Raw genomic sequence first — 26,458 nt, 5'->3', positions numbered from 1 at the left:
GCCGCTAAGCGCCCCAAACTCCATGATCAACGCATAGAACGGGGCGTCAGCGGGTGGGCCAGGTACGCCAGTTCTGCCAGGCGCGGCTCGGGGTAGGCCCACGCTGATCCTGGTACCGCGAGCCGTAGACCGCGGACCCGTACGGATTCTCCGCCGGGGAGGAGAGCCGGAAGATGCAGAGCTGGCCGATCTTCATGCCCGGCCACAGCTTGATCGGCAGCGTCGCGACGTTCGACAACTCAAGGGTCACGTGACCGGAGAAGCCCGGGTCGATGAAGCCCGCGGTGGAGTGGGTGAGCAGGCCGAGTCGCCCGAGGCTGCTCTTGCCCTCCAGCCGGCCCGCGAGCTGATCCCCAAGGGTGATCACTTCGAGCGTCGAGGCGAGCACGAACTCACCCGGGTGCAGCACGAACGGGTCCCCGTCGGCGACTTCGACCGCCGCGGTCAGGTCGTCCTGCCGTATTGCCGGGTCGATGTGGGTGTAGAGGTGGTTGTTGAAGACTCGGAAAATCCGGTCGAGCCGGACGTCGATACTCGAAGGCTGGAGCAGCTCCGGGTCGAACGGATCGAGGCGCAGCCCGCCGTGTTTGATTTCGACGAGCAGGTCACGGTCGGAGAGCAGCACCTTGGCAGCCTACCGATAGTGCAGCACGAGCGGCCTGACGGTCGTCAGTGTCGGGCCGCGCGAGCGAGGCGGATGCTTGCCCATGGTACACATGTTCGATAGAATTCAGACATGGCATCTTGGGGGGAGTTCGCCGCCGCCGCACCGAGGCTGGCGGGGCGGGCGCGGGCACTGCTGGAGCAGTACGGGCCGGGCCTGGCTTATCTGGCCACCATCCGGTCCGATGGTGGCCCGCGGGTGCACCCGGTGGCACCGGTGATCGCGGGAGATGGCTTGTTCTGCTTTCTGTTGCGCTCGCCGAAACGCCGAGACCTGGAGCGCGACGGGAGATATGCGCTGCACTCGTTTCCGCCGGAGCTGACCGATGACGAGGCTTATCTCGCAGGTCGGGCGAGTCCGGTGCGGGATTCTACCCGGGCCGCGGAGCTGGCGCGCCGGTTCAGCGCCTCGGGGCAGGTCGACTGGCGGCTGTTCGAGCTCTCCGTCGAGGTGGCGATGGTCGGTCACCCATCGCCGCCGACGCCGGCCGGAACCCTGCCCGCTGCCGGCTACCGCCCCGGCCCCACCCACCAGGTGTGGCGCGCTAACCAGCCGGTGAGGCATGCTCCCGCCCCACGTGCATCGCCGGTGGCAACCGGGTAGAGTGTCATCACCTGCGGGTGTAGTTCAATGGCAGAACATCAGCTTCCCAAGCTGACAGTGAGGGTTCGATTCCCTTCACCCGCTCCAGGAGTTTCGGCAGGTCGGCAGATCAGCGGCCTGATCGGCGATCGATGCCATCGGCTGATCTGCTGTTGGGTGCCCCAACCTATCGTGCCGAGGCACTAGTGGTCAGATTCCGGTTCCGCCGGGTCTCGGGGCCCTGCCGTCGCAGGACCCCGGCCGCAGTCTGGTCAGGCGGCGGAGTCCTGGTCGGTCAAGCCGACGGCCTGGCTGGCGGCCTGTTCCAGGATCCGGGCGACCCAAATGTCGATCGTGACGTGAGCGCTGTCCGCGGCCTGGCGGATGATGTCCAGTTGCCGGGGGGTGAGCTGGATGTCGAGGCGTTGGCCCGACTCATTTACGGTCAGCACGGGCAGGCTCGCGACGTTCGGGCCGGTGCCTTCGTCGGTCCCATCGGCGACCGGTGGCGCGTCCTCGGCCGGCGGATCGGCGGGCTTCTCCCGCTCACGCAGGCTGGCGCGGACACCCTGCCGTAGCTCGTTGCGGGACCAGCCGAGGGTCTCCGCCTTGCGCAGCCAGAAGTCTTGCTCGGGTTCAGCCAGGGCGGCCACTTCGGCATGATGGCCGAAGCTGAGCTCATCACGCCGCCGCTCCCGTGTGAGCCACCAAGCCGATCAGACGTTCGTACCACCGCCCTGGCCGTGGTATGCGCTCGTCGCCGACAGCATGTGGATGGTCGACGAGTTCACCCCAGAGAACGGGGCGACGCGGCTCGTTCCGAACAGTGTGTGATCTTTCTCGACTGCCGACTCTTCGACGACGAGCTGGAGCGCGACCGGTGGCTGTCCAGCCCGCACGTCACCATTCTTTGGAGCGATCATCCCGACATCTACATGCGACGCAATCTGATCGGGACACCCGAGCGCATCCTTGAGAAGCTTCAGCGGTACGTCGATGCGGGGGTCACCGAGTTCGGCATCTACTTCCGTGACTACCCGGCACTGGACAGCGTCAGCAGGTTCATGACCGACGTGGTGCCCTATCTGAACCAGCTTCATGATCGCAATCGGATGGATGATCCGGTGGGCCATCTGCATGGTACGTAACGGCCGGCTTCGACGCTTAAGCGACTACAATCGACCTCAGATCACCGCAGTGAGATCATCAAAGACCTAGGCCTGTCAGCTGAATACGTACGTTCCGTCGGCTAGAGTCCGATACGGATTCACCAAAGGGGACGAGATCATTCGAACTCGTCAAGGTGTGATGCCATTCACGTTTGCTAACGCACAGAACGAAAGGGAAACTTAGATGCCCAGCCCCACCGCATCGGCGAAGCTCTCCATGTTCGGGATCGTCGCCGATGATCTTCCTAAGACGCTCGCGTTCTACCGGCGTCTCGGCCTAGATATCCCACCGGAGGCGGACCAGGCGCCGCACGTCGAGGTGACGCTTCCCGGCGGTCTGCGCCTAGCCTGGGACCCTGCCGAGACGGTTCGGTCGTTCGACTCCCAGTGGCAGCCCCCGGCCGGCGGCAGCCACCGCTTCGCGCTCGCCTTCGAGTACGACGGCCCCGCTGCGGTAGACGCAGCCTACGACGACCTCGTCAGCGCCGGCTACGAGGGTCACCTGCCGCCCTGGAACGCACCGTGGGGCCAGCGCTACGCCACCGTCAAGGACCCTGACGGCAACGCCGTAGACCTGTTCTCGGCGCTCTGAGCATCCCGCCCCGGGAGCCGGTACGGCAGCCTGCCGCACGACGCGCCTGCGCGAAGACCCGGCCGCCATCGCCGGCGCGATCGAGGAACTGCTGCGCTGCTATCCGTCGAGCAACGACGGCCTGCTGCGGGTGGCTACCCGCGACGTGGTACTCGGGACGACGCCGGTTCCCGCGGACGCGGCGGTGCTCCCGCTGGTCTGCGCAGCCTCCCGCGACCCGAAGTACTTCCCGGAGCCGGACCGGATCGATGTTGACCGCGTCGCGGACCGCAGCATCGCCTTCGGTTCCGCCCCGCACGCCTGCCCGGCCGCCGACCTGGCCCGGACGGTGTTGTCGGTCGGTATGGGCGCATTGCTTGCCCGATTCCCGGGCGTCCGTCTGGCAGCGCCAGTTGACGATGTCGAGCACCACAGCAATCTTCTGCCACTGGGCATCCGCGCGCTGCCGGTACACCTGTGACGACCCCCTCGACTCCGACCGCCGAATACCCACCGTGAAAGGATTTCGGTGCACGAGCAAACAACCAGACCACGCCACTCCCTGGACCGAGCCGCCGTCAAGGAACTCACGGCCCTCGTGGACGGACCAGTGGTCCTCGCTGGCGACGAGGGGTACGACGAGGAACGGTCCGGGTTCGAGCTGACCGTTACGCATCATCCGGCGGTCATCGTGGGTGTCACCCGCGCGGCCGACGTCGTCGAAGCTGTGCGGTGGGCCGCCGACCGAGGCTTGCCGGTGGCGGTCCAGGCCACCGGCCACGGCGCCTCGGTTCCGGCCGATGATGCGGTGCTCCTCAACACCCGTCGCCTGGACGGGGTCAGCGTCGACCCAGTGGCGGGCACGGCGACTATCGAGGCGGGCGTCCGGTGGGAGCGAGTCATCGCCGCGGCCGAGCCGCACGGCCTGGTTCCGCTGAGCGGGTCGGCGCCGTTCGTCGGCGCCGTCTCGTTCACGCTGGGCGGTGGCCTCGGCCTGATGTCCCGCGCCCACGGCCTGGCCTGGGACCACGTCGTGGCGTTCGACGTGGTCACCGCTGACGGCCAGCTGCGCCACGTCACCCCGGATAACGAGCCGGACCTCTTCTGGGGGGTGCGCGGGAGCAAGGGCAACCTCGGGATTGTCACCTCCCTGACCGTCCGGCTGTTTCCCGTCGAGCGAATCTACGGCGGCCGCCTCTTTCTCGACGGCGAACACTTGCGGGCGGCTCTGGACACCTGGACGGGATGGACGGCGACTCTGGACGACGAGACATCGACGTCGTTTTTCATGACCCAGTTCCCGCAGGACGACACACTGCCGGAGTCGCTCAACGGCCGTTACGTGCTACAGATCCGGTTGGCATACGTGGGGACCGACCTGGAAGTCGGCCGCCGACGCTTCGCGGAGTTGCGTGATGCCCTGCCCCCGGCGTTCCAGGACACGCTCGCTGTCCTGCCCTACCGCGAGTCCGGCAGCGTCCACGGCGACCCACCGTCCCCGGTTCCTAGCCAAAGCCGCACGGTGCGGCTCGCCCGCCCGGACGCGGGGCTGCTCGACGTCCTGGTAGAGCGGGCGGGGTCGGGGTCGGTGTTCGGCGTGGAGGTGCGGCTGTTGGGCGGCGCCCTGGACCGAGCGGCCCCCGTACCGGGAGCAGCCCGCCGCCCGCGCGGTGCAGTCCTGAACGTCTACGTGGCGTCCCTTGTGCCCGAGCCGGCAGAGGCACCCGCCATCGCCGCCGCGCAGCAGGCCTTCCTCGACGCCCTTGCGCCCTGGTCGGTACCGGGCGCGGAGCTGAACTTCCTCGCCGGGGTAAACACCGGCGTTCACCTGACCCGCGACGCGTACCTGCCCGAGGATTACGAACGGCTGCGCCAGCTCAAGGCACGCTGGGATCCCCAGAACCGCTTCTGCTTCAACCCGAACATTCCACCGGCGGACAGCTGACCTGCAACTGCTCAGCCGGAAGCCCTCCGGGTCGGCGGGTGGCTCAGGTACGCGCCGTCCGGGCCTTCCGGGGCCCCGTCGACCAGCGTCTCGGCCCACTGCGCTCGGATCAACCGCTTGACCTCCTCGGCGTAGCGCGCCTCGAACTTGGGTGCGCTGGGGTCGATGCCCATCCGGCGGGCGACCTGGGGCAGGGTGATCGGTGCGGCGATGGCGCCCATGATGGCGACCATGATGGCGAGCAGGAAGAGGGCCGGGTCGAGGTCGGAGGCGATCTCGCCAGCGTCCTGGCGGCGACGGATGTCGGCCACGTCCGCCTGGCCAGTCTGGCTGTCGGTAACGCTGCCGTTTACTCAGGACGGGTACGGCACCTTCGCCACCGGCATCGGTGGCGCGCTAGTGGTCATTGTGCTCACCGCGTGCTGAGGGCTGGCCTACGGTGCGATCAGCTACGCGATCGCGCTAAAGACCGGCAGCGCCGCCATCACCCAGGCCGCTTTCCCGATCTTCTTCCCGTTCCTGTTTCTCGCGCCGTCGTTCGGACCCCGCGAGTCCATGAGCGGGTGGGTGCAGGCGGTAGCCCAGTTCAACCCGGTCACCTACGTCATCGAGGCGCAACGCGCCCTTGTCCTGACCGGCTGGGACAGCGGCCGGGTCGCCGCGGGTTCGCAGCTATCGGAGTGATGGTAGTAGTGACCACGACCCTTGCCCTGCTCGCCCTGCGTTCCCGGGTGAGCTGACCACGCCGGCCTTCGATGCGCTAACCGATCACCGGTTGGCGCATCGTCGGGTTCGCAACTGCCGCGGGCAGTCCGGTAACCTGGGGGCAGCGTCGCGTGTCGGTGGCAGGCTGTGCCAGGCATGGAGGCGCCGGACCGAAGGGAGCACGACGACGATGTTCGTCGTCCCTTCGCCCTCCCCCTGTGGCTGAGGGCGAGCAGGCCAGGCTGGTGGCCTGGACTTGGGAGCTGCACAGCGTCCACGATCGACTGCGTGATGCGCTCGCGGTGACCCGGGAGGCGGTGGCCGCTGGTGCGCCAGCGGAGCCTGCGACCAGGGATCTGCTGTTGTTCTGCCACGGCTTCTGCGCGGCGTTGGCGGCCCATCATGAGGGCGAGGATCGGCAGCTGTTTCCGGCGATCGCCGAGCAGTATCCGGAGCTCCGCGAGGCGCTGCGATACCTACAGCAGGATCACTCCATGATCGAGCACCTACTCGGCGGCCTCCAGGCGGCGGTGGCTCGGGCCGCCCCGCCCGAGGAGCTGTCCCGGCACCTGGAGGGCCTGGCAGCGATCATGGAGTCGCACTTCCGGTACGAGGAACGCCAGCTCCGGCAGGTGTTGGCGACCTTGGCCCTGGATGCCGAACCCGGCGCCGTGTTGGGGCCGTTGTGGGCTCCGAGCCCGGCTGCGGCCGACCCCTGAGGGAGGTCATGACCCGAGCGCGGTCACCAGTGTCTCGGTGAGGGCGACCCCGGCGGTGCCGTCCGGGTCGCGAGTGGGGTCATAGATGGTGACATCGAGACCGACCCAACCGGGTGCGGCGAGCAGCGGCGTTAGCAGTGCGCGCAGCTGGTCATGGTTTAGCCCGCCGGGCTCTGGAGTGTCCACTGCGGGCATGACGCTGGGGTCGAGCACGTCCGCGTCGAGATGAACCCAGAACCCGGCCAGCGCGGGGTCGCGTAGTCGCGCCAGCGCGGCGCGGACGACGGCGGCCGGACCGGCGGTCGCGACCTCGGCGGCGCGCACGGTGTGGAAGGTCTGCTCGGCCTCGGTGCGGAACTCGTCGTCGTCCCGGCAGCCGATCAGGGTTACGTCCTGATCCCGGAGGTAGGGCGCCAGCCGGTCGATGTCCGCGAGGTCGGGGCTGCCGCGGCCGGTGACCAGCGCCAGTGACTCCCCGGCGGCTCCGCCGACATGTGGGGAGTTGCCAGGGTGCCGGAAGTCCGGCCCGTCGAGACAGACCAGCCCGAACCGGCCGCGGCGCCGCAGGGCCAGCATGACCCCGAGCAGGATGCTGCAGTCACCTCCGAGTACGAGCGGGACGTGCCCGCTGCCTTGCAGGCTGCCGAGCCGGTCGGCGAGCCGCCGCGAGTATCCGGCGATCTCGGCGGAGTGCCGCACCCCGTCACCCGGGCGCCAGCCGTAGTCGTGATAGTCCGGTGGCGTCACCGCCCCGGCGTCGGTGGCGCCCAGCCGGGCGAGCAGCCCCTGTGCGCGCAGGGCAGCCGGGAGCTGTCGGCAGCCCGGCGCCTCACCAGCCGCCGAGGGTCGGAGCCCGAGGTTGCTGGGTGCGTCCAGGACCGTGAGGGTCGACATGTGCTCAGTTTTCAGGAGGGGTGCGACAGCTGCGGCCGCGCTTACTTCGCTCGGTGCCACTACGGCAACTGATCGGTGGGCCAGAGCTTCGGTACGCACGGCGGCGGGTTCGCCATCACTCGGCCCGTCCCTCGGTGGTCGCAGATGGTGAGTCCTGCTGCCGGGATGGCCGCACGCCGAGCGAGGCCAACTCGGTCGCCCGGGTCAGGTCGCCGCTGCACACGACGCCCACCAGCTGCTCCCGGTCGAGGACCGGGGCGAGCCGGTGACCCGGTGCGAGCAGCAGCGGTGCCGCGTCCACCAGCGAGGTCTGCGGATCGAGCACCGCGGTCCGGTCCCGCGGCGTCTGGACATCGGCCAGCCGGGTGGTGGGTCGCCTCGCCGGCGGCACCCGCCCGAGTTGGGCCAGGGTCACCACCCCGGTGAGCCGCCCGCCGATGTCGAGCACCGGGTAGCTGCGGTGTGGGCTGCCGCCGGCCACCCGGGCGGCGAAGTCGTCGAGGGTCTGGTGGGCGTAGCCGGCAACCGCGGGGGTGGTCATCACATCCGCCACCCGCAGGTCGCCCACGGTCTCCCGGAGCCGGGTGCCGGCGGTCTCGGCGCCGGCGGCGGTGATCAGGAACCAGCCGATCAACGCCAGCCACAGCCCACCGAGCCAGGCCAGCACGATGACCTGGGCCAGGCCGGCGGCGATCAGGATGGCGCCGAAGACCATGCCGGCCCGGGCGGCCACCCGCTGGGCGGCGGCCCGGTCCAGACCCAGGCCCCACAGCGCCGCCGCCAGCACCCGGCCGCCATCTAGCGGCGCCGCCGGCAGCATATTGAAGACTCCGAGGACGACATTGACGATCGCCAGCCACACCAGCGCGGCGACCACCAGCGGATCGAGTCCGATCAGCGAGGCGCCGGCCGCCAGCACCGCGAACCCGCCGGCGGCGGCGATGCTCACGATCGGGCCGGCCAGCGCGATGAATAGGTCTCCGCGGGCGTGCGGGGCCCGCCCGTCCAGCTCGGAGACGCCGCCGAGCAGCCACAGCGTGATCGCGCGGACCCGTACGCCGTAGTGGCGGGCCACCAGGGCGTGGGCGAGTTCATGGGCGAGCAGCGCCGCCATGAACAGCACCGCCGCCAGCACCGCCAACAGCCAGTAGAGACCGGCCGGCTCCCCGGGTGCGCTGGCCGGCAGGATCGTCAACGCCAGCAGCCACACCAGCAACAGCATGATCACTAGTACGGACCAGTGGCTGCCGATCGGGATACCGGCGATCCGGCCGAAACGTATCGACTGCCGCACCTGCTCACCCCCCGTGGCGGCACGGTTCGCCATCAGCTCAATTGTGTCACCGGCCAGATGACTCACGGTAAGAGTCGGTTGCGGCCTCACTGAGCGGCGGTGTTCAGGGGATATCCGGTCCATGCGAGATAGCTCTCGGGACCCGTGTGGTTTCCCGCAGGATGGGTAGAAAGTGCCCATGGTGAGCGGGAAGTCGCGCCGCGTCGAGCGGATCGAGGGGGCCCAGGCGGTCGATGCCCCGCCCGAGGTGGTCTTCGACACCTTGGCCGACGAACGCAACGAGCCGCGCTACAACCCCCGGCTGCGTCGGGTACGCCAGATCACTCCAGGCCCGATCGGCGCCGGTACGCGGTTCGAGGCCGACCTCGCTACCCGCCCCACCCGCACCATGACGATCGAGCTGACCGACTACCAACGACCGGTCCGCCTCGGCTCGCGTACCCATGCGCCGGGCCTCGATGTCGTGGGGGAGCTCCGGATCGAACCCAGCCCCGACGGCACGGTCCTGCACTGGTCGTGGGATCTGATCCCGCGCGGTCCACTCATGTTGGTGCGACCCCTGCTGCGCCGGCTCGGGCAGCGCCAGGAACGCCAGACCTGGCAACGGTTCCGGGACTATCTGGAGCAGCAGCCGGCCACGGCCCGGTCGAGCTACGTCGTCGTACCCTCGCCCACCGGCCGGATGCCCGCCTATCTCAGCCGGCCCGTGGGCGCCGGACCCTGGCCCGGCGTCATCATCGTCCATGACGCCGCGGGGATGAGCCCCGACCTACGAGCGCAGGCACGGTGGCTCAGTTCGGAAGGGTTCCTGGCGCTCGCCCCCGACCTGTTCCACTGGGGCGGCGCCGGTCGCTGCCTGCGGGCGTTCATCCGCGACGCGCTGGCCCGGGACGGCACCGCCTTCCAACAGCTTGCGGCGGCCCGGACGAGGCTGGCCGACGAGCCTGCCTGCACTGGCCGGATCGGGGTGATCGGATTCTGCCTGGGTGGTGGCTTCGCGCTCCTCCTCGCACCGCGGCCCGGGTACTCGGCAGCCGCCATCAACTATGGGACGGTGCCATCGGACGCCGCGACACTGCTCCGCGGCGCCTGCCCGATCGTCGCCAGCTACGGGGGCCGGGATTGGACTCCCGGTGCCCGGGGCGCCGCCGGCCGGCTCGATCAGGCCCTGACCAGCGCGGGGGTCGAGCACGACGTCATGGAGTATCCGGCGGCCGGCCACGGATTCCTCAACGATCACCGGGACCCGGTCGCGAGGGTCATGCGGGTGGTGGGTATCGGCTACGACGAGTCCTCGGCGGCCGCTGCCCGCCCGCGGATCGCGGCGTTTCTGCGCCGGCACCTGAGCGGTGGGTGCTGAGCCGGGGCGGGGGCGTCGCGACCCGAGCAACACCAACTGCTGGCCGGTCGTTACAGGCTGAGCGAGAAGACCCCGAGCAGCATCAGCGCGACCAGCAGGACGACGAACAACGCCACCACGGCGACGATCGCGCCGATACAGCCGCACCCGGCGTTGCCGCGGCGGTATCGGCTGTAGCCGAAGCCGCCACCCCCCATCCGGGGCCCACCAACCCGGGGCCCACCGAACCGGCGGCCACCGAACCGTAGGCCGCCGCCGGACGAGCGCCTGGCGACCGGCGACGACCGGCGGGCTGATTGGCGACGAGGTGATCTCCCACCGCGACTGGACCCGGATCTTCTACCTGCGCGCCTGCCCACCGAAGCCGCTCCTCTGGTTTTCGCACGTTGTGAAAGGGACTCGGGAAGCACATCACACGCGTGCAACCGGGTGACATCGGCATAACGGCTACGCGACAGGTACTCTGGCCCGTTGAGTAGCGGTGGTGGGGCTCACCGCATCCGCGTGGTTACAGTGCGGATAATCTGCGGTCTCGTGCCGCCAACGGTCCCTGCCGGGCAGATGTCCATCTAGCTGGCAGGGGTGACGTTGAGCGAGCAGGCGAAAGCAGCGATGCCGGTCGATTCGGATGTCGACCTGCGGGTCGCCCGACAGCGTCGGGAGCTGCGGCGGGCGCCGTGGTCGGTGCTGGCGATGATCTCACTCGGCGGTGGCGTTGGCGGCCTGGCGCGGTACGGGTTAGGGGTGTGGGCGCCGGTTGAGCCGGGAGCGTTCCCGTGGACCACCTTCGGCGTCAACGTCTCCGGGTGTCTCCTGATCGGCGCTCTGATGGTGCTGGTCACCGAGGTGTGGGGCGGGCACCGGCTGGTGCGCCCGTTCCTCGGGGTGGGGGTGCTGGGCGGCTACACCACCTTCTCGTTTCATATGGTGGAGGCGCAGCACCTGATCGAGGAGGCCGCGGTGCGCACGGCAGCGCTCTACCTCGCCGGCACCGCGGTCGCCGGGTTGCTGGCGGTGGCCGCCGGCATGGCCGGCACTCGATGGGTCATCCGCCGCCGGGCCGGGGTCCACCCGGCGGGGATCGGGGGACGGGCCGAGCTGGTCCAGGCCGTCGGTCGGCAGGGTGACGCATGACGGCCGCTACTTGGCTGCTGGTCCTGGCCGGGAGCATGCTTGGGGCGCCGGCCCGCTACCTGGCCGACCGGTGGGTGCAGTCGTGGTTCGACTCGGCGTTTCCTTGGGGGACCTGGGCGGTCAATGTGGTCGGATCGGCGATCCTCGGGTTCGTCGCGGCCGGGGCGATCGCCGGCGCGGTGCCGGGACTGGTGATGGCCGGAGTCGGCTTCGGCTTCTGTGGCGCGTTGACTACCTACTCCACCTTCGGCTACGAGACCATGCGGCTGCTGGAGACCGGCTCCTGGCTTTACGCGATTTTGAACGTGGTGGCCAGCGTCGCCGCCGGGCTCGGCGCCGCGTTCGGCGCGGGCGCGCTCGCGATCGTACTGTGGGGATGACGGGGTGGCGGGTCAGCCGGACCGCTGGGCAGGGGGGATCGGACCGGGGTGGCGGGGCTCCGACTGGGCTTCGCCCAGCTGTAGGGCACGGCTCCACATTGTGATGATCTGCTCCACGCAGTCCCGCCAGGTGTAGCCCTCGGGTGGATCGAGCACGGCGCCGTGCAACTGGGCGGCGATGCCTTGGATCGCGAGCAGCGCCGCGAGTTCACGGTCGGCAGTGGCCTCGCCGGAGCGTTCAAGATGCGGAGCCAGCGCCTTGGCGAGCCGTCGTTCGGTCAGCCGGAAACGGGTCACCAGCGCCGGCAGCCGCGGTGCCTCGTCGAAGAGAAGCTGGTGCAGTCGGGGTTGCTCGATGTGGCTGGCGGCGGTGGCGTACACCAGCTCCCGCAGCAGTTCCGCACCGGACGTCCCGGCCGCGCCGAGCTGGGCGAGCAAGCCTTCGATCACCTCGGTGGCGGCGGCGAGTTCCTGCTCGGCCAGCGTAACCAGCAGCGCGTCCTTGTCCGGGAAGTATTGGTAGAGCGACCCGATGGACACCCCGGCTCGCTCGGCGATCTTGTTGGTGGTGGTGGCCGCGTACCCCTCGCGCTGGAAGACCTGCGCAGCCGCCTCAATGATCACCGCGACCGTCTCGCGGGAACGCTTCTGGCGGGGAGTTTTGCGGGCGTTGAGCACTGGCCTCCCATGTGAGCGCCGATGCGGCTTTCTGTCTCCCCATTGAAGCAGCTTCGGGCCGTTTCGGCACTGTGGATACCAGCCCGTGAACGCCGAAGCCGACCTGCCGCATCGAGCGCATATATCTAACTTAGTAAGATCCAGTAGGAGTCTTGTGCATCTCTCGGTCCGCTCGTACGGTGTTCGGCATGGTGGATGGCGAACGGCCGCGCGAGCGGCGGCGGATCGACGACCCGGCGGCGCTCCGGGCGCTGGCGCACCCGCTGCGGCAACGGCTGTGGCGGCTGCTGATGCAGCGCGGCCCGGCCACGGTGGGCACGCTGGCCAGCCATACCGACTGCGACCCCGGCCAGGTCAGCTACCACCTCCGAGAGTTGGCCACGGGCGGCTGGGTGGTCCGCGCGCCGGAGCTCAACCGGGACCGGCGAGAGAGCTGGTGGCGGGCGGTGATGGAGAGCACCGACTGGGACCCGGACCTGTTCGACGACCCGGCGGACCGGGCGATCGCCGAACAGCTCAGTCACCAACTGGTGGGCGGGGATCTGCAGCGCCTCCGCCGGCACCTCGAGACGGGTGATCAACAAGACCCGGCGTGGCGGGAGGCATCCTCGATCACCAGGTCGTTCCTCTCGCTCACCCCGGAGGAGGCCCGGGCCGCACAGGCCGAGCTGAACGCGGTGCTGGGCCGGTGGGCCGAGCGCAGCGCCGATCCGCCCGCGGCCGGCGGCGAGCGGCGACCGTTCCTAATTCTGCTGTACGCGTTCCCCGACGATCCGGCCGCGGCGGGCCCGGCGGCGCCACGATGAGCGCGCCGGTCACGTCGACGGCGACCGCCGATCCCACGCTGCCGCCGCTGCGCCGGGACGCCCGCCTGTTCGGCTGGGTCACCAGCCACGGCCTGTCGTCACTGGGCGACACCATGATCATGGTGGGGTTGGTCTACACCGCTGCGCAGGTCGCCCCACCTGCGCAGGTCGGCCTGGTCAGTGCTGCCGCGGTGCTGCCGCAGGCGGTGCTGGGGCTGCTCGGCGGCGCGTTGGTGGACCGGACCGAGGCGCGCCGGGTGATGGTCGCGGCCAACCTGCTGCTGCTCCTGGTCATGCTGGGCGGACTAGCGGTGCTGTTGACCACCGGGGCGTCGATCTGGCTGCTGCTGGCGGTCGCGCTGGGCGCGGGCACCGCGATGTCGATGTACAACCCGGCCACCTTCGCCTTCCCCCGCCAGCTGCGGCAGGTTAGCGAGATGGGCCAGGTGGCGGGCGTCCGCCAGCTCGCCGACCGGGCCGCCGGAATCGGTGGACCGCCGCTGGCCGGGTTGCTCGTGGCGGCGCTGGGGCTCGCCGGTGTGCTCGCCGCCGAGGCGTTCCTGGTGGCGATGGTCGCTGTGTTACTGCTGCTCATCCGCCCGCGCTGGCCCCGGGAACGGGCCGGCGGCGCCAACATGTGGTCCGACATCCGGTCCGGCCTCGCCTACATCGGGCGTACCCCCCGGGTCCGCGGCCTGCTGATCGCGGTGGCCGGTTTGAATGTCTTCGCCGCCCCGGTGACCGCAGTCGGTCTCGCCCTGCGCGCCACCGACGAAGGGTGGGGCGCGGGCGGCCTCGGTGTGCTGCTCGGCAGCATCGGGGCGGCCGCCGCGCTGGCGACCGTCGGCATGCTCCGGTGGCGCCCGCGCCGCCCGGTGCTGGTGGCGCTGGTCGCCCTGCTCGGGCAGGCGGTCGGGCTCGTGGTGGTGGGCTTCGCGCCGTTCCCGGTCGCGCTGGCGGCGACGATCACCGTCGGCCTGACCGCCGGCGTGGCGTCGCCGCTGCTAGCCGGCGCGGTGCAGGCGATCGTCGAAGAGTCGTACCTGGCTCGGGTCGGCTCGGTGATCGGCCTCACCGACTCCGCCGCAGTGCCGCTGTCGGTCGCCGGTTTCGGCGTCCTCGCCGGCACCGCCAGCGTGGCGGTGGCCTGCGCGGTCTGCGGTGGCGGACTCATCCTGCAACTGGCCTACTCGCTGACCCGGCGGGAGCTGCGGCAGACCTCGTTTGCCACGGTCTGAGCGGCGGAGGCGGGCAGACCACCGGGTCAGTTCCGGATCGGCGTTCGGTCAACGTTGGTCAGTTTGGCTCCGAGATCAGGCATGCTGTTATCGACTATGAAACTGCTGCCGCTCGTCCGAGGCCGAGGCCCGCTGAGCCCCGCTTCCCGCGCCGGAATCGGCGCGGCGCTGGTGCTGCTCGCGCTCGTGTCGGCGGTCGAGCTGGCAGACGGTCGAGAACCCAACTACGTCGGCCTGATCGCGGCCGCCCCGTTCCTCGCGGCGGTCTTCGCCGGCTGGCGGGTGGTGCTGCTGATCGGGGTGCTCGCCACATTGGTGGCGCTGGGATTCAACCTCGCCGCTCCCGAGCCGACCTTGCAGTCCGGGGTCAACGTCGCCGGCGTCACCCTGGCGACCGCGATCGCGGCGGTGGTGGCGAGCCTGCGGGAGCGGCAGGCGGAGCGGATCGCGGAGCTGGCCCGGTTGGCGACCGTCGCCCAGCAGGCGGTGCTGCGGCCGATCGGGCCCCAGGTAGGCGGCTTGGCGGTGGCCGGCCGGTATGTTTCGGCGACCGCGGCCGCCGACATCGGCGGCGATCTGTACGAGGCGCTGGACACGCCGTACGGGGTGCGGATCATCGTGGGCGATGTGCGGGGCAAGGGGTTGGACGCGGTCCGGCTCGCCAGCATCGTGCTCGGCTCTTACCGGCACGTCGCCTATGAGCGGGCCGACCTGCGGGCGGTCGTCGCCGACCTGGACCGGGCGGTGGCCAGGTCGGTGGGGGACGAGGACTTCGTCACCGCGGTGCTGCTGGAGGAGCGTGGTGGCACGCTGTCGATCGTCAACTGCGGACACCCGGCGCCGCTGCTGCTCCGGCGTGGGGCGACCATCCCGCTGGAGCCGCCGGCGACTGCGCCACCGTTGGGGTTCATGCCGGTGGTGCAGACCCGGGTGGAGCGGCTGGAGCCGGGCGACCGGCTGCTGCTGTTCACCGACGGTCTGGGGGAGGCGCGCCGGGACGGCGAGTTCTTCCCGACCGCTGACCGGGCATGGGGGCTGCTCGGTCACGGCCGGGTCGACGACGGGCTCGCGTCGCTGGAGACCGCCCTGGTGGAGTGGGTACGCGGCCGGTTGGATGACGACATCGCGCTGGTGCTGATGGAGTACACCGGAGCCAACGGCGCCGCGGAGCGGCCGGCGCCGAGCTGGGAGTTCAACACCGCCGCCCCGGACCCGCGTTGATCATGGACCTAGGTACATGGTTGGGGCCATTTTCGGTCCCTAACCCCATGGTCAACCCAGCGGGCGTAGCCCCATGGTCAACCCAGTGGGTTCTCGGCTGGCCGGGCAGTCCCAGCGCCGGGAAGCGCCACCCTGCCGACGAACCGGGCCAGCCGGTTGGCGCGGTGCCGGCCTACGTACCGGCGGGGGCGCGTCGACCGGCCGGGGGCGGGATCCAGTCTGTTCGGCGCGGCGATCTCGGGCCCGGCTGGCGGCTCGATAGCGGGCGCGGTGGCATCGGTGGGTTCGGTGGCATCGGTGGGTTCGGTGGCGTCGGTGGGTTCGGTGGCGTCGGTGGGTGCAGTGGTCAACACGACAATTCCTCCCGGGGGGTCGGTGTGCGCGTGCCAGGACCAACGAGTCTTCCTACTGAGGGGTAACGAACTGGGTTACTCGCTGGTAACATGGCGCCCATGAGCCACTACCTGAGCAACCTCCGCGACCTTGAGTTCAACCTCTTCGAGGTGTTCGGGTCCGGCCCTGACGCGGGGCACCCGGTTTTCGGCCAGGGACCCTATGCCGAGCTGGACCAATCGACCGCCCGCGACATCCTCGGTGAGGTCGAGCGGCTCGCCCGCGAGCAGATCGCCCCCAGCTTCACCGCTGGCGACCGCAATCCCCCGGTCTTCGACCCGGCCGCCCACACCGTGACCGTGCCCGAGGAGCTGCACTCCGCGTACCAGGCCTTGATGGACTCTGAGTTCTGGCGGCTGGACCTGCCGGAGGACCTCGGCGGCACGCTCGCCCCGCGCAGCCTCTGGTGGGCCGTCGCTGAGCTGGTGCTGGGCGCGAACGCCCCCGTGTGGATGTACGCCTCCGGGCCGTCCTTCGCCCACACGCTGCTCCGCGAAGGCACCCCGGAGCAGCAGGAGTGGGCGAAGCTCTTCGTGGCCAAGCAGTGGCCCGCCACCATGGTCCTCACCGAGCCGGACGCCGGCTCCGACGTGGGCGCCGGCCGCACCCGGGCGGTCCAGCAGGCCGACGGGTCCTGGCACATCGACGGGGTGAAGCGGTTCATCACCGGCGGCGAGCACGACCTGACCGAGAACATCATCCACTATGTGTTGGCCCGCCCCGAGGGCGCCGGCGCCGGCACCAAGGGGCTGTCGCTCTTCGTCGTGCCGAAGTTCCACTTCGACCCGGCCACCGGCGAGCTGGGTGAGCGCAACGGCGTTTACGCCACCAACCTGGAGCACAAGCTGGGGATCAAGGTCTCCAGCACCTGCGAGCTGACCTTCGGCCAGCACGGTACGCCGGCCAAGGGCTGGTTGATGGGCGAGGTGCACCAGGGCATCCGGCAGATGTTCCTGATCATCGAGTATGCCCGGATGATGGTGGGCACCAAGGCGATCGCCACCCTCTCCACTGGGTACCTCAACGCCCTGGCGTACGCGAAGGAGCGGGTGCAGGGCGCCGACCTGTTGCAGGCCACCGACAAGACCGCGCCGCGGGTCACGATCATCCACCACGCCGACGTACGCCGGTCGTTGCTGCTCCAGAAGTCGTACGCGGAAGGGCTGCGTGCCCTGGTGTCGTACACGGCCGGTTGGCAGGACCGGTACTGGATGTCGATGGCCGGCGGTGACTCGGCAGCCGCCGAGTCTGCCAAGAACGTCAACGATCTGCTGTTGCCGCTGGTCAAGGGGGTCGGTTCGGAGCGGGCGTACGAACTGCTGGGGTCGGAGTCGCTGCAGACCTTCGGTGGCTCGGGCTACCTTGAGGACTACCCGCTGGAGCAGTACCTCCGCGACGCCAAGATCGACACCCTGTATGAGGGCACTACCGCAATCCAGGCGCAGGACCTCTTCTTCCGCAAGATCGTGCGGGACCAGGGCGCGTCGCTGATGACCGTCGCCGGGGAGATCCAGAACTTCATCGACGACGAGGCCGGCAACGGGCAGCTCAAGGAGGAGCGGCGGGCGCTCGCCGAGGCGCTCGGGGATGTCCAGGGCATGCTCGCCACCATGACCGGCTGGCTCGGGGCGGTAGCCGAGGGCGAGACCCGGGAACTCTACAAGGCCGGCCTCGCCTCCCGGCGATTCCTGCTGGCCATGGGTGACCTGTTGGTCGGCTGGTTGTTGCAGCGGCAGGCTGAGGTGGCGCTGGCGGCGCTGGCCGGCGCCGAGGTCTCCGAGCGGGACCGCACCTTCTACGAGGGCAAGTTGTCGGCGGCCCGGTTCTTCGCCCGTGAGGTGCTGCCGCGGCTGGCTGCCGACAAGCGCGTGGTGGAGAACACCACCCTCGACGCCATGGACCTCGCAGAAGAGGCCTTCTAGACCGCGCGCTCAGGCCCCGGTTTCGGAGGCCCCAGGGCTCCCTGGACCCGGGTAGGGGATCGGGGAGCCCTGGGGCCTCCGCGCGGCCTAGCCGCGGGCGGTATGGGTCGCCGTGAGCCGGGCGTTGCCCGGCGCGCACTCGCCCCAGCCACCGGGGATCTCAAGCAGCGCCAACCCGGCGGTACGCAGGCCGTCGGAGTCGAGCGGGCCCTCCGGGGCGAGGTCGAACGCCAGCTGCGACAAGGTCGGGTTGTGCCCGATCAGCAGCACACTGCCCACCGCGTCGTCGACCTCCTGGAGCAGCGTCAGCGCATCCGCGAGACCGCCGGCGTAGAGCCGGCGTTCGTAGCTGACGTGTGGACTCACCTGGCCCAGCCCGGTGGCCACCGCGTGCCAGGTCTGCCGGGTGCGTTTCGCTGGTGAGCAGAGCACCAGCTCGGGTGGTTGGTTGGCGGCGAGCCAGCCGCCGGCGGCGTGGGCGTCGGCGCGGCCCCGCGCCGACAGTGGTCGGTCCTCATCCGAGGTTCCGACCGGATTCTCGGCCTTGGCGTGCCGCAACAGTACGAGTCGACGTGCCGTCATGCCGATAGCCTGCCCCATCAAGCCGGCCGCCGCACCTTAAGGCGACCCTTCCGTGCCTCCCGGCCGGGAACTCAGGGGCAGTTGACCCATTCGTCGGTGCCGTCGGTGAAGAACTGGTGCTTCCAGATCGGCAGCCGCGCTTTCGCCTCGTCGACCAGCCGGGCGCACGCGGCGAACCCCGCTGCCCGGTGGGCGGTGGCGACCGCGGCGGCGAGCGCCACGTCACCGATCCCCAGCGGGCCCACCCGGTGGGAGACGGCGACCGCGTAGACCGCAGGGTCCGCCGCGATCTCGGCGGCGACTTCGGCGAGCACCACCTCGGCCCGGGGGTGGGCTTCATACTCCAGCCGGACCACCGACCGGCCGTGGTCGTGGTCGCGGACCACCCCGGCGAACGAGATCACCGCACCGGCGCGCGGGTCCGCCACGGCCGCTTCGTGCTCGGGGACGGTCAGCGGCGACTCCGTGACCACCGCCCACCAGGTGGCGGTCGGCGCGCTCATCCGACCTCCCCGGGCAGCAGCGGCAGCGGCAGTAGCGGCACCTCGTCGCCGGCGGCGGCGCTGGTCTCCGGGGCGATCACCGCGAAGCCGGCGGCTCGGGCCAGCCCACGCAGCATCGCCGAGCCGGCGTGTGGCAGCGGATAGGCCAGCCCGTCGGCCGGGTCGCGGTGGACCAGCGCCAGGTGGGTGTCGCCGCCGCGGCCCGGCACCGGTGCCCCCAACCGGACCCGCGGCGCCGGCTGGTGGGCGGGGTCGCCGCGGCCGGCCCAGCCGGCGAGCGCCGGGGCGACCAGGCTGACCAGCGCCACCACCGCCGACTGGGGGTTACCGGGCAAGCCGGCGAGCAGGCCGGAGCCGCCGCCCGGCAGCGGCACCCGGGCCAGCAGCATCGGGAACCCGGGCCGGACCCGTACGGCGCCGATTATGTACTCGGCGCCGAGCTCGGCGAGCGCCGGGTGGAGATGGTCGACCGGCCCGTGCATGGTGCCGCCGGTGGTGCAGACCAGGTCGGCGCCGGCGGCGAACGCCTCCGAGATCGCCTCGACGTGGGCGGCGAGCGTGTCCACGCCGGGTTCGGTCACCGGCCGGTCGACCGTAGCCCCGAGCCGGCTGAGCCAGCCGGGCAGCTGCGGCCCGAGCGCATCCCGCACCCGCCCGTCGCCGGGGAGCCCGCTCGACAACAACTCGTCACCGAAGATCAGCACCGCCGCGCGGGGGGCCGGGCGTACCGCCAACGACTCGTAGCCGCAGGAGGCCGCCAGGCCGAGCAGCCCGGGCGTGACCGGGGTGCCGGCCGGGAACAGTTCCTCGCCGGCGTGGGCCTCCTCTCCGGGCAGCCGCCACTCTGGCCGCTCCCGGGGCTCGCCGCTGACCCGGCCGTCGGCGCCGACGGTGGCGTGTTCCACCCGGACGATCGCGGTGGTGCCGGTCGGCACCATGGCGCCGGTGGCGATCTCGGCGCACTCCCCGTCGGCGGTCAGCGGCGCCGCCTGGGAGCCGGCCAGGATCTGGCCGGTGATCCGCCACGGGCCCGGGCCCCGGACCGCCCAACCATCCACACTTGAGGTCGGGAACGCCGGCAGGTCGGTCTGGGTGACCAGCGGCTCGGCCAGCACCCGACCGTCCGCTGCAGGTAACCCGGCCTGGACCGGGGCGGGGGTGAGCGCCCGACCCGCCGCCCAGGCGGCGGTCATCGCTGCTGGCCAGGCGGTCGCCGCCGGCAACCCGGCCGGCGCGGGGTGCGCGGTAGCGGTCATGAGGTCGAGCCTATCCGGGGTCGGCGCGCCCCAGCTGCGGGTCCACGCCGCGCAGCACCAGCGGCAGCGAGCCCGCGCCGTCGGGCGCGATGGTCACCGGCACGCCCCAGTCTTGGCGGGTGAGGTGGCAGGCCGCGTGCGGACCGTCCGCGTCGCACGTGGCGGCCTGCGCCACCACCTGCAGGACACCACCCCCCACCGCCGGGTCCAGCACCAACCGGCGAGTCAGCTCGCTGCCGACCCCGGCGCCGTCGCGGAGCAGCTCCGCCGGCATCGCCGACACCTCCAGCCGGGTCGCTGGCCCGAACGAGCTGTCGAGCTGTTGCCCGGGGGCTGGCGAGAAGACCACGGTGAGTTCGACCTCACCCGCCGCCAACGCGGTGGCCGGGCGTTCGGTCCGTAGCCGGGACTCCGGTGCCTGCTCGGCCCGCGCCAGCTCGGCCGGGGCGAGCGGCACCAGCCGGTGCCCGGCCGACTCCACCACCAACACTGTGCCGTCGTCCGCGACCACCAGGTCGCTCGGGTCCGCCAGCCCGGTCGCCACCGTGGCGACCTGGTCGGTGGCCGGATCGAAGCGACGGATGGCGCCGTTGTAGGTGTCGGCGACCAGCACCGCCCCGTCTGGCAGTGCCGCCACCCCCAGCGGGTGCTGCAACAGTGCGGTGGCGGCCGGCCCGTCGGCGTGGCCGAAGTCGAACAGCCCGGTGCCGACCGCGGTGTGCAGCTGCTCCTGCTCCACGTAGCGCAGCGCGCTGGTCTCGCTGTCCGCGATCCACAGCCGAGCCCCGTCGGGGCTAACCGACAACCCGGACGGCTGAGCCAGCCACGCCTCCCGCAGCGGACCGTCCCGCAAGCCCTCCACAGTGGTGCCAGCCCACATCTCGACGGTACGGGCGCCCGGGTCGAAGCTCCACAGCTGATGCACGCCGGCCATCGCCACGATCACCCGATCGGCGTACCAGGCGACATCCCACGGCGAGGACAGATCCATCGCGTACGCGTCGTGTCGGTGGAAGTCCGCCTTCGCCCGCCACGGCCGGCCGGTGCCGGCGATGGTCCGGACCTGCGGCGGCCCGCCATCGGCCGGGAACTGCACGCCCCGCAGCAGGTGGTTGACGGTATCGGCCACCACCAGCTCGTACCCGGCGATCTCGGCGATCCGGGGCGGCAGCCAACACAGCCCCTGCGGTTCGCTGAACTGTGCCTCCTCGGCCGGGCCGTCGAGTCGGCCCCGGCTGCCGTCGCCGATCGTCCGGCGCACCGTCTGCTGATCGGGGGCCAGCTCCACCAGTCGGTGGTGAACGGTATCCGCCACCAGCGACCCGCCGTCCGGCAGCGGCAGCGCCTTGGCGGGGAAGCGCAATGTGGTCTGCGGGGCGGCGGCCAGGGTGGCGACCTCGCCGCCCCGGCGGAGGGTCCCCCGCTCCTCGTGCTCGGTGATCAGCTGGTCGATCAGGCGGGCCAGCCCGTCGGCGTGCCCCTCACCAGCCATGCTCGCCACTACGTAGCCGGTCGGATCCACCACCGCCAGGGTGGGCCAGGCCCGCGCGGCGTACTGCCGCCAGGTCACCAGCTCCGGGTCGTCCAACACCGGATGGGTGACGCCGTGCCGCTCCACCGCCGCGGCCAACGCGGCCGGATCCCGCTCGTGGGCGAACTTCGGCGAGTGGACCCCGATCACGACCAGGACGTCGGAGTAGCGCTCCTCCAGCGGCCGCAGCTCGTCCACCACATGCAGACAGTTGATGCAGCAGAAGGTCCAGAAGTCGAGCACCACGATCCGGCCACGCAGGTCGGCCAGGCGCAGCTGTCGCCCGTCGGTGTTGAGCCAGCCACGTCCGGTCAGCTCCGGCGCCCGTACCTTGGGCTCGGTCATCCGGTTTCGTCCTCGTCGGCCGGCTGTTCGGCGTCGACCTCGCCCGGCTCGCCCAGCGGCTCCTCCGCGGCCTCGCCCGCCGGTTCCAGACAGAAGAAGTGGCTCGGCGGGCCGGTCATCTCGATCGCAGGCTGCGTCGGGTCGGCGCACTCGTCGCGGGACTCGACCTCGGCGACGATCTCGTAGGCGCCCGGGGAGCCACAGTCGGCGGTACGGGCATCCTGCCCGTCCCGGACCACGCAGTCCCCGATCGAGTGCTCGTCGCCCCCGCCGGCCGAGTTCAGGTACTGCAACAGCAACGGGATGCTGAGGGCGAGCAGCACCAGCAGCGTGGCGCCGATCATGACCAGCCCGACGATCACACCGGTCGACGGGCCCGACTTGCCGGGCTCCGGCGCCGGGGTGGGCGCGGCCACCGGCTGCTCATGGTCATCGGGCCGCCCCTGATCGGTCGGCGCTCCGTCCGCCGCCGGACCGGACCCACCGCCCGGCCGCTCCGGCGTGAGCAGATCGCCGTAGACAGGCACGCCCGGTTGCCGTTGCCGAGGCGGGCGCGCGGCAACGCCAGCGGCCGCCTCGGGCTGCCCACCGGCCGGCAGCGCGGGCTGCGCTGGTGACTCCCAACCATCCGGCGGGTACGCGTCGCCGGCCCCCGGGTGCGGCGGTCGCTCCACCGGTGCCGGCAGCGCCGCGGCGCCGCTCGGTGGCCCGCCCGCCGGCCCGCCGCGCTCCGGCGGTTCGCCACCCCGCGCTGGCCCGTCGCCGGCCGGCTGCTCGGGCGCTTCGCCGGGGTGGCTGAGGCCGGCGTGCTCCCCAGGGGTACGAGTAGGCAGCGGCGGATTGGCGGCCTGCGCCGCCGCGCTCGCCGGCTGCTGCGGTGCCCCCGGCGGCGGGCCGCCCTGGTACGACGGGGTCCGCTGGTACGGCGAATCGGGCGCGACCGCCGGCGGCTGGTGCGATGCTCCCGGCGGCTGGTGCGGCTGGTGCGGCTGGTGCGGCTGGTGCGGCTGGTGCGGCTGGTGCGGTGGCTGCGGCTGCCGCGGCGCCGGCGGATCCACCGGCTGTGGCGGGCCGGCGGCGGTCTGGTACACCTGCGGCCGGCTACCCCCCGGAACTGAATCGCCTGGGGTGGGCGCCGCCCGGTTCGCAACCGGCACGGTGGCGGCGCCACTGGCGCGCCGTACGCCGTCCCCCGGCGACCCTCCGGCCTGGCCGCGATCTGTAGAGCCGCGTTCTGCAGGGCCGCGATTGGTTGGGCCGCTATCTGCCGCGTCGCGAGCTGCCGGGCCGCGAGCTGCTGAGTCAGCCGCCGATGGGTACGAAGGTGCGGGCGCGGCGCCGGGGCCCGCGGAGCTTGGGCTGATGGGGCCCGGCCCGCCAGCGCTCGGGCCGCCTGGGCCGCCGCTGATGGGGCCGGGTGCTGGCGAGATCGCGCCAGGTGGCACCGGCGGCGCGGCAGGCGGCGGTGGCGGCGGGAACTCCGGCGCCACCGGGCTGCCGGGTGCCGCCGACCCACCCTGGCTCGCCGGCCCACCAGCCGCCGGGAGATCGTGGGGGTACCCCGGGGCGGGCTGGTCGCCCACCGGGTGGTGCGGCGCTGAGTAGCCGTCACTCGGCGGCCTCGACTCCGGGTACCGGGACTCCGGATAGTCCGGCCGAGGGAAGCTCGCTCCCGGATGGTTCGCTCCCGGATGGCTCGCCTCCGGACGGCTCGGCTCCGGACGGCTCGGCTCCGGACGGCTCGGCTCCGGATAGTCCGGGCGAGGAAAGTTCGGCTCCGGGTAACTCGGCTCCGGATAACTCGAATCGGGGTGGCTCGGGTCGGGGTGGTTCGGCGCGGGGTAGCCGCCGCCGTCGCCGGCTCCGGCCGGTGAGCCGTACGGCGCGGGGGGCGCGGGCCGGTTGGGCGGAGCGGGGGGCGCGGACGGCGACTCCGGGGAGGGAGCCCCCGGCGGCGGATGCACCAGCCGGTAACCCGGCGGGGGCGTGGGCTCCGCCGACGGGGCGCCGGCCCGGGTCGGCGGTGCCTCGCCGGCCAGCGGCGGCGCCGGGGAGAGCGGCGGACCGGCGGCCGGTGACGCCTGGGCGGCTGGCGGCGGGCCGGGCAGGAACGGTTCGCGTACCGGATGCTCCGGTCCGGAGTGGTCACTCGGTGGCGAAGGGGGCGGCTCGCCGTACGGGCTGTCCCGGTATGGGTTGGCCTGATACGGGGAGTGGCCGGCCGATGGCGGCGAGAACGGGGGCGGTTGCCCAGGCTGCTGCTGCGGCCCCGGTGGCCAGCCGGCGGGGCGCGGCTCGGACGGCCCCGGCGGCTCCGGATGGGGTGGCTCCCCGGCTGCGGGATTGTCCGGCTGGGACGGTGCCTGCGAGAAGACCGCCGCGGAGCCGCGGATCCGGTTCGGTGACGGCGGCGTCACCGACTCCGGCCAGCCACTGTGACCGGGATCGCTTACTGGTGATTGTGGCTCAGCCGGTGGGTCCGGTTCGCTCTCCGGTGGCATGCCGTACGGCGCCGGGGGCGGCTGCCCAGGCTGGTACTGACCGCTCGACGGGGAGTGGGGGGCGTTGGTCGCCTGGCTGTCCGGCTGGCCCTCGGACGTCATGTGTGCCCGCCTCCTGAAACGACGACAGTTGACAACCGTACCGGGCGCGCTTCGGGGAGGGAATCCCGGGCATAGCGCGGAATACGCGGACGGCCCCGCCGGGATCTCCGGTCGGGGCCGCGGTCATCGCCATCGGCTCGGGTCAACGGCCGATCGTGGCGAGCATCTCGTTTCGGACTGCCTTGGACGTGGTGCTGCTCATGGCGCGCCGGAGCGCCTGGGCGTGGCGCGCGGCCTCGCGGTGGCTGCGGAGTCGGTGCCGCAACGGGTTCATGCTGTCCCCCTGGCTGGATGTCTCGTGGACACCTACGATTACATCACCGATAGCGGCCAACAGCCAACGATTATTCGGTGATCCGGCCCACTCTCCTAACGACCCTCGGCCCACCCGGTGAGTTGATCATGGACTTAGGTGCATGATCGGGCCCTGATCATGCACCTAAGTCCATGATCAACCCGCAAAAACCGGAGGCGGGGCGGGCGCCGGACTCCCGGCACCCGCCCCGCCTCCGATGTGATCGGCCGCCAGATTCAACGGCCTCCTAGCTCAGCCCCAGCCGAGCAACGCCGTCTCGGGATCCGACAGGAACGCACCCACATCGGCGAGGAACCGGGAACCCAGCTCACCGTCGATGATCCGGTGGTCGAAGCTGAGCCCGAGCGTGGTCACCTGGCGTACCTTCACCTTGCCCTTGTGCGCCCACGGCTGCTCCCGCACCGCGCCGAACGCCAGGATCGCCGCCTCACCGGGCGGCAGGATCGGGGTGCCGGTGTCGACCCCGAACACCCCCACGTTCGTGATGGTGAACGTGCCGCCGGACATGTCGGCCGGGGCGGTCCGCCCCGCCTTCGCCGTCTGCACCAGCTCGGTCATGGACTCGGCGAGTTCCCGCAGCGACAGCCGGCCCGCGTCCTTGATGTTCGGCACGATCAGCCCCCGGTCGGTCGCGGCCGCGATCCCGAGGTTGACGTACTCCTTGACCACGATCTCGTTGGCGCCCGCGTCCCAGCTGGAGTTGACCATCGGATGCCGGCGCAGCGCCAGCAGCACCGCTTTCGCGGTCAACAGCAGCGGCGAGACCCGCACCTCGCGCCATTCCCGCTGCTCCTTCAGTCGACCGAGCGCCCGCATCCCGCGGGTCATGTCGATGGTCAGGAACTCGGTGACGTGCGGTGCGGTGAACGCCGACGCGGTCATGTTTTCCGCGGTGAGCTTCCGGACTCCCTTGACCGGAACCCGCTGCTCGCGGTCGGGGCCGAAGACCGGTGCCGTCGTGGCGGTCGGGGCCGGCGCGGCGGCCGGTGCGCCAGCGAGCGCCGTTTCGACATCCTCCCGGGTGATCGACCCGGCCGGGCCGCTGCCGTGCAGCGTCCGCAGGTCCACCCCGAGGTCCCGGGCGAGCTTGCGGACCGGCGGTTTCGCCAGCGCCGGGCCGCCGTTGACGGCTGGTGCCGGCTCAGCCACCGCCGGTGCGGCGGGGGTGGTCGGTGCGACCGGTGCGGCAGCGGCGGCCGGCGACGCTGCGGGACCGGTCGCGGGCTCCGGCCGTTTGCGCGGCCGTCGCACCGCCGCAGCGGTACGCGGGCCGTAGCCGACCAGCACCGCGGTGCGTCCGCTCGCGGTCACCTCGCCGATCTTGCCGCCGTTGCCCTCGCCGTTGGTCGCCGGAGCGGGTTCCGCCGAAGCGGCCGGCGCCGGCTCGGCCGGCCCATCGCCACCGCCGGTGTCGATGGCGACGATCGGTGCCCCGACCGCCACCGTGGCACCCTCGGGCTGGTAGATCTTCACGACTCGGCCGGGCCACTTCGCCGGGATCTCGACCGCCGCCTTGGCGGTCTCCACCTCCACCAGCGGCTGGTTCTGCTCGATGGTGTCGCCCTCGGCGACCAGCCATTTCAGGATCTCGCCCTCGGTGAGCCCTTCGCCGAGGTCGGGCAGGGGGAATTCGTTGACGCTCATCTG

General features: G+C 71.6%; 29 protein-coding genes and 1 tRNA gene. 16 read left to right on the top strand and 14 right to left on the bottom strand.

Annotated features, from left to right (window positions below):
- Window positions 1-46 precede the first annotated feature (46 nt).
- Window positions 47-625, bottom strand: coding sequence for a dCTP deaminase (gene dcd, locus JQS43_RS25545; protein ID WP_239676908.1), 579 nt, complete (start codon window positions 623-625; stop codon window positions 47-49).
- Window positions 626-736: 111 nt separating this feature from the next.
- On the opposite strand from dcd, the gene JQS43_RS25540 reads away from it, so the two are divergent.
- Both JQS43_RS25540 and JQS43_RS25535 read left to right on the top strand, forming a co-directional pair.
- Window positions 737-1,267, top strand: a complete 531-nt coding sequence (locus JQS43_RS25540; protein WP_239676907.1) for a pyridoxamine 5'-phosphate oxidase family protein — start codon at window positions 737-739, stop codon at window positions 1,265-1,267.
- Between the two features lie 13 nt (window positions 1,268-1,280).
- Window positions 1,281-1,354 (top strand) — tRNA-Gly (locus JQS43_RS25535).
- Window positions 1,355-1,518: 164 nt separating this feature from the next.
- Here the strand turns inward: JQS43_RS25535 and JQS43_RS26155 are convergent.
- Window positions 1,519-1,899 carry a hypothetical protein gene (locus tag JQS43_RS26155; RefSeq protein WP_275580984.1) on the bottom strand — a complete coding sequence of 127 codons (381 nt, stop codon included), beginning with the start codon at window positions 1,897-1,899 and terminating at the stop codon, window positions 1,519-1,521.
- Here JQS43_RS26155 and JQS43_RS26425 point away from each other — a divergent pair.
- The 4 genes from JQS43_RS26425 to JQS43_RS25510 all read left to right on the top strand — a co-directional run bounded on the left by JQS43_RS26425 (window position 1,873) and on the right by JQS43_RS25510 (window position 4,931).
- Window positions 1,873-2,394: an LLM class flavin-dependent oxidoreductase gene (locus tag JQS43_RS26425; RefSeq protein WP_239676906.1), complete on the top strand. Its 522-nt coding sequence runs from the start codon at window positions 1,873-1,875 to the stop codon at window positions 2,392-2,394. The genes JQS43_RS26155 and JQS43_RS26425 overlap by 27 nt on opposite strands.
- A 205-nt stretch (window positions 2,395-2,599) precedes the next feature.
- Window positions 2,600-3,007 carry a VOC family protein gene (locus JQS43_RS25520; protein ID WP_239676905.1) on the top strand — a complete coding sequence of 136 codons (408 nt, stop codon included), beginning with the start codon at window positions 2,600-2,602 and terminating at the stop codon, window positions 3,005-3,007.
- Window positions 3,008-3,053: 46 nt separating this feature from the next.
- A complete protein-coding gene (locus JQS43_RS25515) occupies window positions 3,054-3,467 on the top strand; it encodes a cytochrome P450 (protein WP_338037196.1) in 414 nt (137 codons plus the stop codon).
- A gap of 117 nt (window positions 3,468-3,584) precedes the next feature.
- Window positions 3,585-4,931, top strand: coding sequence for an FAD-binding oxidoreductase (locus JQS43_RS25510; protein ID WP_239676903.1), 1,347 nt, complete (start codon window positions 3,585-3,587; stop codon window positions 4,929-4,931).
- An 11-nt stretch (window positions 4,932-4,942) separates the two neighbouring features.
- On the opposite strand, the gene JQS43_RS25505 is transcribed toward JQS43_RS25510, so the two are convergent.
- Window positions 4,943-5,242, bottom strand: coding sequence for a hypothetical protein (locus tag JQS43_RS25505; protein ID WP_239676902.1), 300 nt, complete (start codon window positions 5,240-5,242; stop codon window positions 4,943-4,945).
- Between JQS43_RS25505 and JQS43_RS26150 the strand changes: the two genes are divergently transcribed.
- From JQS43_RS26150 to JQS43_RS25495, 3 genes are all read left to right on the top strand, one after another.
- Window positions 5,232-5,357: a hypothetical protein gene (locus JQS43_RS26150; RefSeq protein ID WP_275580983.1), complete on the top strand. Its 126-nt coding sequence runs from the start codon at window positions 5,232-5,234 to the stop codon at window positions 5,355-5,357. The genes JQS43_RS25505 and JQS43_RS26150 overlap by 11 nt on opposite strands.
- 3 nt (window positions 5,358-5,360) lie before the next feature.
- Entirely contained in the window at window positions 5,361-5,615 is a 255-nt protein-coding gene (locus JQS43_RS25500; RefSeq protein ID WP_338037195.1) for an ABC transporter permease, read from the top strand.
- 239 nt (window positions 5,616-5,854) lie between these two features.
- Window positions 5,855-6,355: a hemerythrin domain-containing protein gene (locus JQS43_RS25495; RefSeq protein WP_239676901.1), complete on the top strand. Its 501-nt coding sequence runs from the start codon at window positions 5,855-5,857 to the stop codon at window positions 6,353-6,355.
- 6 nt (window positions 6,356-6,361) lie between these two features.
- Here JQS43_RS25495 and JQS43_RS25490 read toward each other — a convergent pair whose 3' ends face one another.
- A complete protein-coding gene (locus JQS43_RS25490) occupies window positions 6,362-7,249 on the bottom strand; it encodes an arginase family protein (protein WP_239676900.1) in 888 nt (295 codons plus the stop codon).
- Between the two features lie 115 nt (window positions 7,250-7,364).
- Window positions 7,365-8,576 carry a site-2 protease family protein gene (locus tag JQS43_RS25485; protein ID WP_239676899.1) on the bottom strand — a complete coding sequence of 404 codons (1,212 nt, stop codon included), beginning with the start codon at window positions 8,574-8,576 and terminating at the stop codon, window positions 7,365-7,367.
- Between the two features lie 145 nt (window positions 8,577-8,721).
- Here JQS43_RS25485 and JQS43_RS25480 point away from each other — a divergent pair, with 145 nt between their 5' ends.
- Window positions 8,722-9,903, top strand: a complete 1,182-nt coding sequence (locus JQS43_RS25480; RefSeq protein WP_239676898.1) for a dienelactone hydrolase family protein — start codon at window positions 8,722-8,724, stop codon at window positions 9,901-9,903.
- Window positions 9,904-9,953: 50 nt separating this feature from the next.
- Here the strand turns inward: JQS43_RS25480 and JQS43_RS25475 are convergent, their stop codons facing one another.
- Window positions 9,954-10,100, bottom strand: a complete 147-nt coding sequence (locus tag JQS43_RS25475; RefSeq protein ID WP_239676897.1) for a hypothetical protein — start codon at window positions 10,098-10,100, stop codon at window positions 9,954-9,956.
- Between the two features lie 415 nt (window positions 10,101-10,515).
- Between JQS43_RS25475 and JQS43_RS25470 the strand changes: the two genes are divergently transcribed.
- Window positions 10,516-11,037 carry a fluoride efflux transporter FluC gene (locus tag JQS43_RS25470; protein WP_420847720.1) on the top strand — a complete coding sequence of 174 codons (522 nt, stop codon included), beginning with the start codon at window positions 10,516-10,518 and terminating at the stop codon, window positions 11,035-11,037.
- Entirely contained in the window at window positions 11,034-11,417 is a 384-nt protein-coding gene (locus JQS43_RS25465; RefSeq protein WP_239676895.1) for a fluoride efflux transporter FluC, read from the top strand. Before JQS43_RS25470 ends, JQS43_RS25465 begins: the two co-directional genes overlap by 4 nt.
- Window positions 11,418-11,429: 12 nt before the next feature.
- Here the strand turns inward: JQS43_RS25465 and JQS43_RS25460 are convergent, their stop codons facing one another.
- The gene (locus JQS43_RS25460; protein ID WP_239676894.1) at window positions 11,430-12,095 is read right to left on the bottom strand and encodes a TetR/AcrR family transcriptional regulator; all 666 of its coding nucleotides are present in this window, start codon (window positions 12,093-12,095) and stop codon (window positions 11,430-11,432) included.
- Window positions 12,096-12,283: 188 nt separating this feature from the next.
- Here JQS43_RS25460 and JQS43_RS25455 point away from each other — a divergent pair, with 188 nt between their 5' ends.
- The 3 genes from JQS43_RS25455 (at window position 12,284) to JQS43_RS25445 (ending at window position 15,360) form a co-directional block, all read left to right on the top strand.
- Window positions 12,284-12,901: an ArsR/SmtB family transcription factor gene (locus JQS43_RS25455; protein WP_239676893.1), complete on the top strand. Its 618-nt coding sequence runs from the start codon at window positions 12,284-12,286 to the stop codon at window positions 12,899-12,901.
- Window positions 12,898-14,139: an MFS transporter gene (locus JQS43_RS25450; RefSeq protein WP_239676892.1), complete on the top strand. Its 1,242-nt coding sequence runs from the start codon at window positions 12,898-12,900 to the stop codon at window positions 14,137-14,139. Before JQS43_RS25455 ends, JQS43_RS25450 begins: the two co-directional genes overlap by 4 nt.
- Before the next feature lie 81 nt (window positions 14,140-14,220).
- Entirely contained in the window at window positions 14,221-15,360 is a 1,140-nt protein-coding gene (locus JQS43_RS25445; RefSeq protein ID WP_239676891.1) for a PP2C family protein-serine/threonine phosphatase, read from the top strand.
- Between the two features lie 77 nt (window positions 15,361-15,437).
- Here JQS43_RS25445 and JQS43_RS25440 read toward each other — a convergent pair whose 3' ends face one another.
- Window positions 15,438-15,713 carry a hypothetical protein gene (locus JQS43_RS25440; RefSeq protein ID WP_239676890.1) on the bottom strand — a complete coding sequence of 92 codons (276 nt, stop codon included), beginning with the start codon at window positions 15,711-15,713 and terminating at the stop codon, window positions 15,438-15,440.
- 99 nt (window positions 15,714-15,812) lie between these two features.
- On the opposite strand from JQS43_RS25440, the gene JQS43_RS25435 reads away from it, so the two are divergent.
- A complete protein-coding gene (locus JQS43_RS25435; protein WP_239676889.1) occupies window positions 15,813-17,675 on the top strand; it encodes an acyl-CoA dehydrogenase in 1,863 nt (620 codons plus the stop codon).
- 87 nt (window positions 17,676-17,762) lie between these two features.
- Here the strand turns inward: JQS43_RS25435 and JQS43_RS25430 are convergent, their stop codons facing one another.
- The 6 genes from JQS43_RS25430 to JQS43_RS25405 form a co-directional block, all read right to left on the bottom strand.
- Window positions 17,763-18,257: a SixA phosphatase family protein gene (locus JQS43_RS25430; RefSeq protein ID WP_239676888.1), complete on the bottom strand. Its 495-nt coding sequence runs from the start codon at window positions 18,255-18,257 to the stop codon at window positions 17,763-17,765.
- Between the two features lie 71 nt (window positions 18,258-18,328).
- Window positions 18,329-18,760 (bottom strand): molybdenum cofactor biosynthesis protein MoaE, encoded by a 432-nt coding sequence (locus JQS43_RS25425; RefSeq protein WP_239676887.1) that lies wholly within the window; start codon window positions 18,758-18,760, stop codon window positions 18,329-18,331.
- On the bottom strand, window positions 18,757-20,016 hold the full coding sequence (locus tag JQS43_RS25420; protein ID WP_239676886.1) for a molybdopterin molybdotransferase MoeA: 1,260 nt from the start codon (window positions 20,014-20,016) through the stop codon (window positions 18,757-18,759). The genes JQS43_RS25425 and JQS43_RS25420 overlap by 4 nt, the downstream gene beginning before the upstream one ends.
- A gap of 10 nt (window positions 20,017-20,026) precedes the next feature.
- Window positions 20,027-21,892 carry an NHL domain-containing thioredoxin family protein gene (locus JQS43_RS25415; RefSeq protein WP_239676885.1) on the bottom strand — a complete coding sequence of 622 codons (1,866 nt, stop codon included), beginning with the start codon at window positions 21,890-21,892 and terminating at the stop codon, window positions 20,027-20,029.
- Window positions 21,889-24,495 (bottom strand): LppU/SCO3897 family protein, encoded by a 2,607-nt coding sequence (locus JQS43_RS25410; protein WP_239676884.1) that lies wholly within the window; start codon window positions 24,493-24,495, stop codon window positions 21,889-21,891. The genes JQS43_RS25415 and JQS43_RS25410 overlap by 4 nt, the downstream gene beginning before the upstream one ends.
- A 547-nt stretch (window positions 24,496-25,042) precedes the next feature.
- Window positions 25,043-26,455, bottom strand: coding sequence for a dihydrolipoamide acetyltransferase family protein (locus tag JQS43_RS25405; protein ID WP_239676883.1), 1,413 nt, complete (start codon window positions 26,453-26,455; stop codon window positions 25,043-25,045).
- Window positions 26,456-26,458 lie beyond the last annotated feature (3 nt).

Source organism: Natronosporangium hydrolyticum (genome assembly GCF_016925615.1).
In the GTDB taxonomy this organism is placed as follows: Bacteria; Actinomycetota; Actinomycetes; order Mycobacteriales; family Micromonosporaceae; genus Natronosporangium; species Natronosporangium hydrolyticum.
Note: the sequence above shows the minus strand (reverse complement) of the source record. Positions and strands in the feature narration are given on the sequence as shown.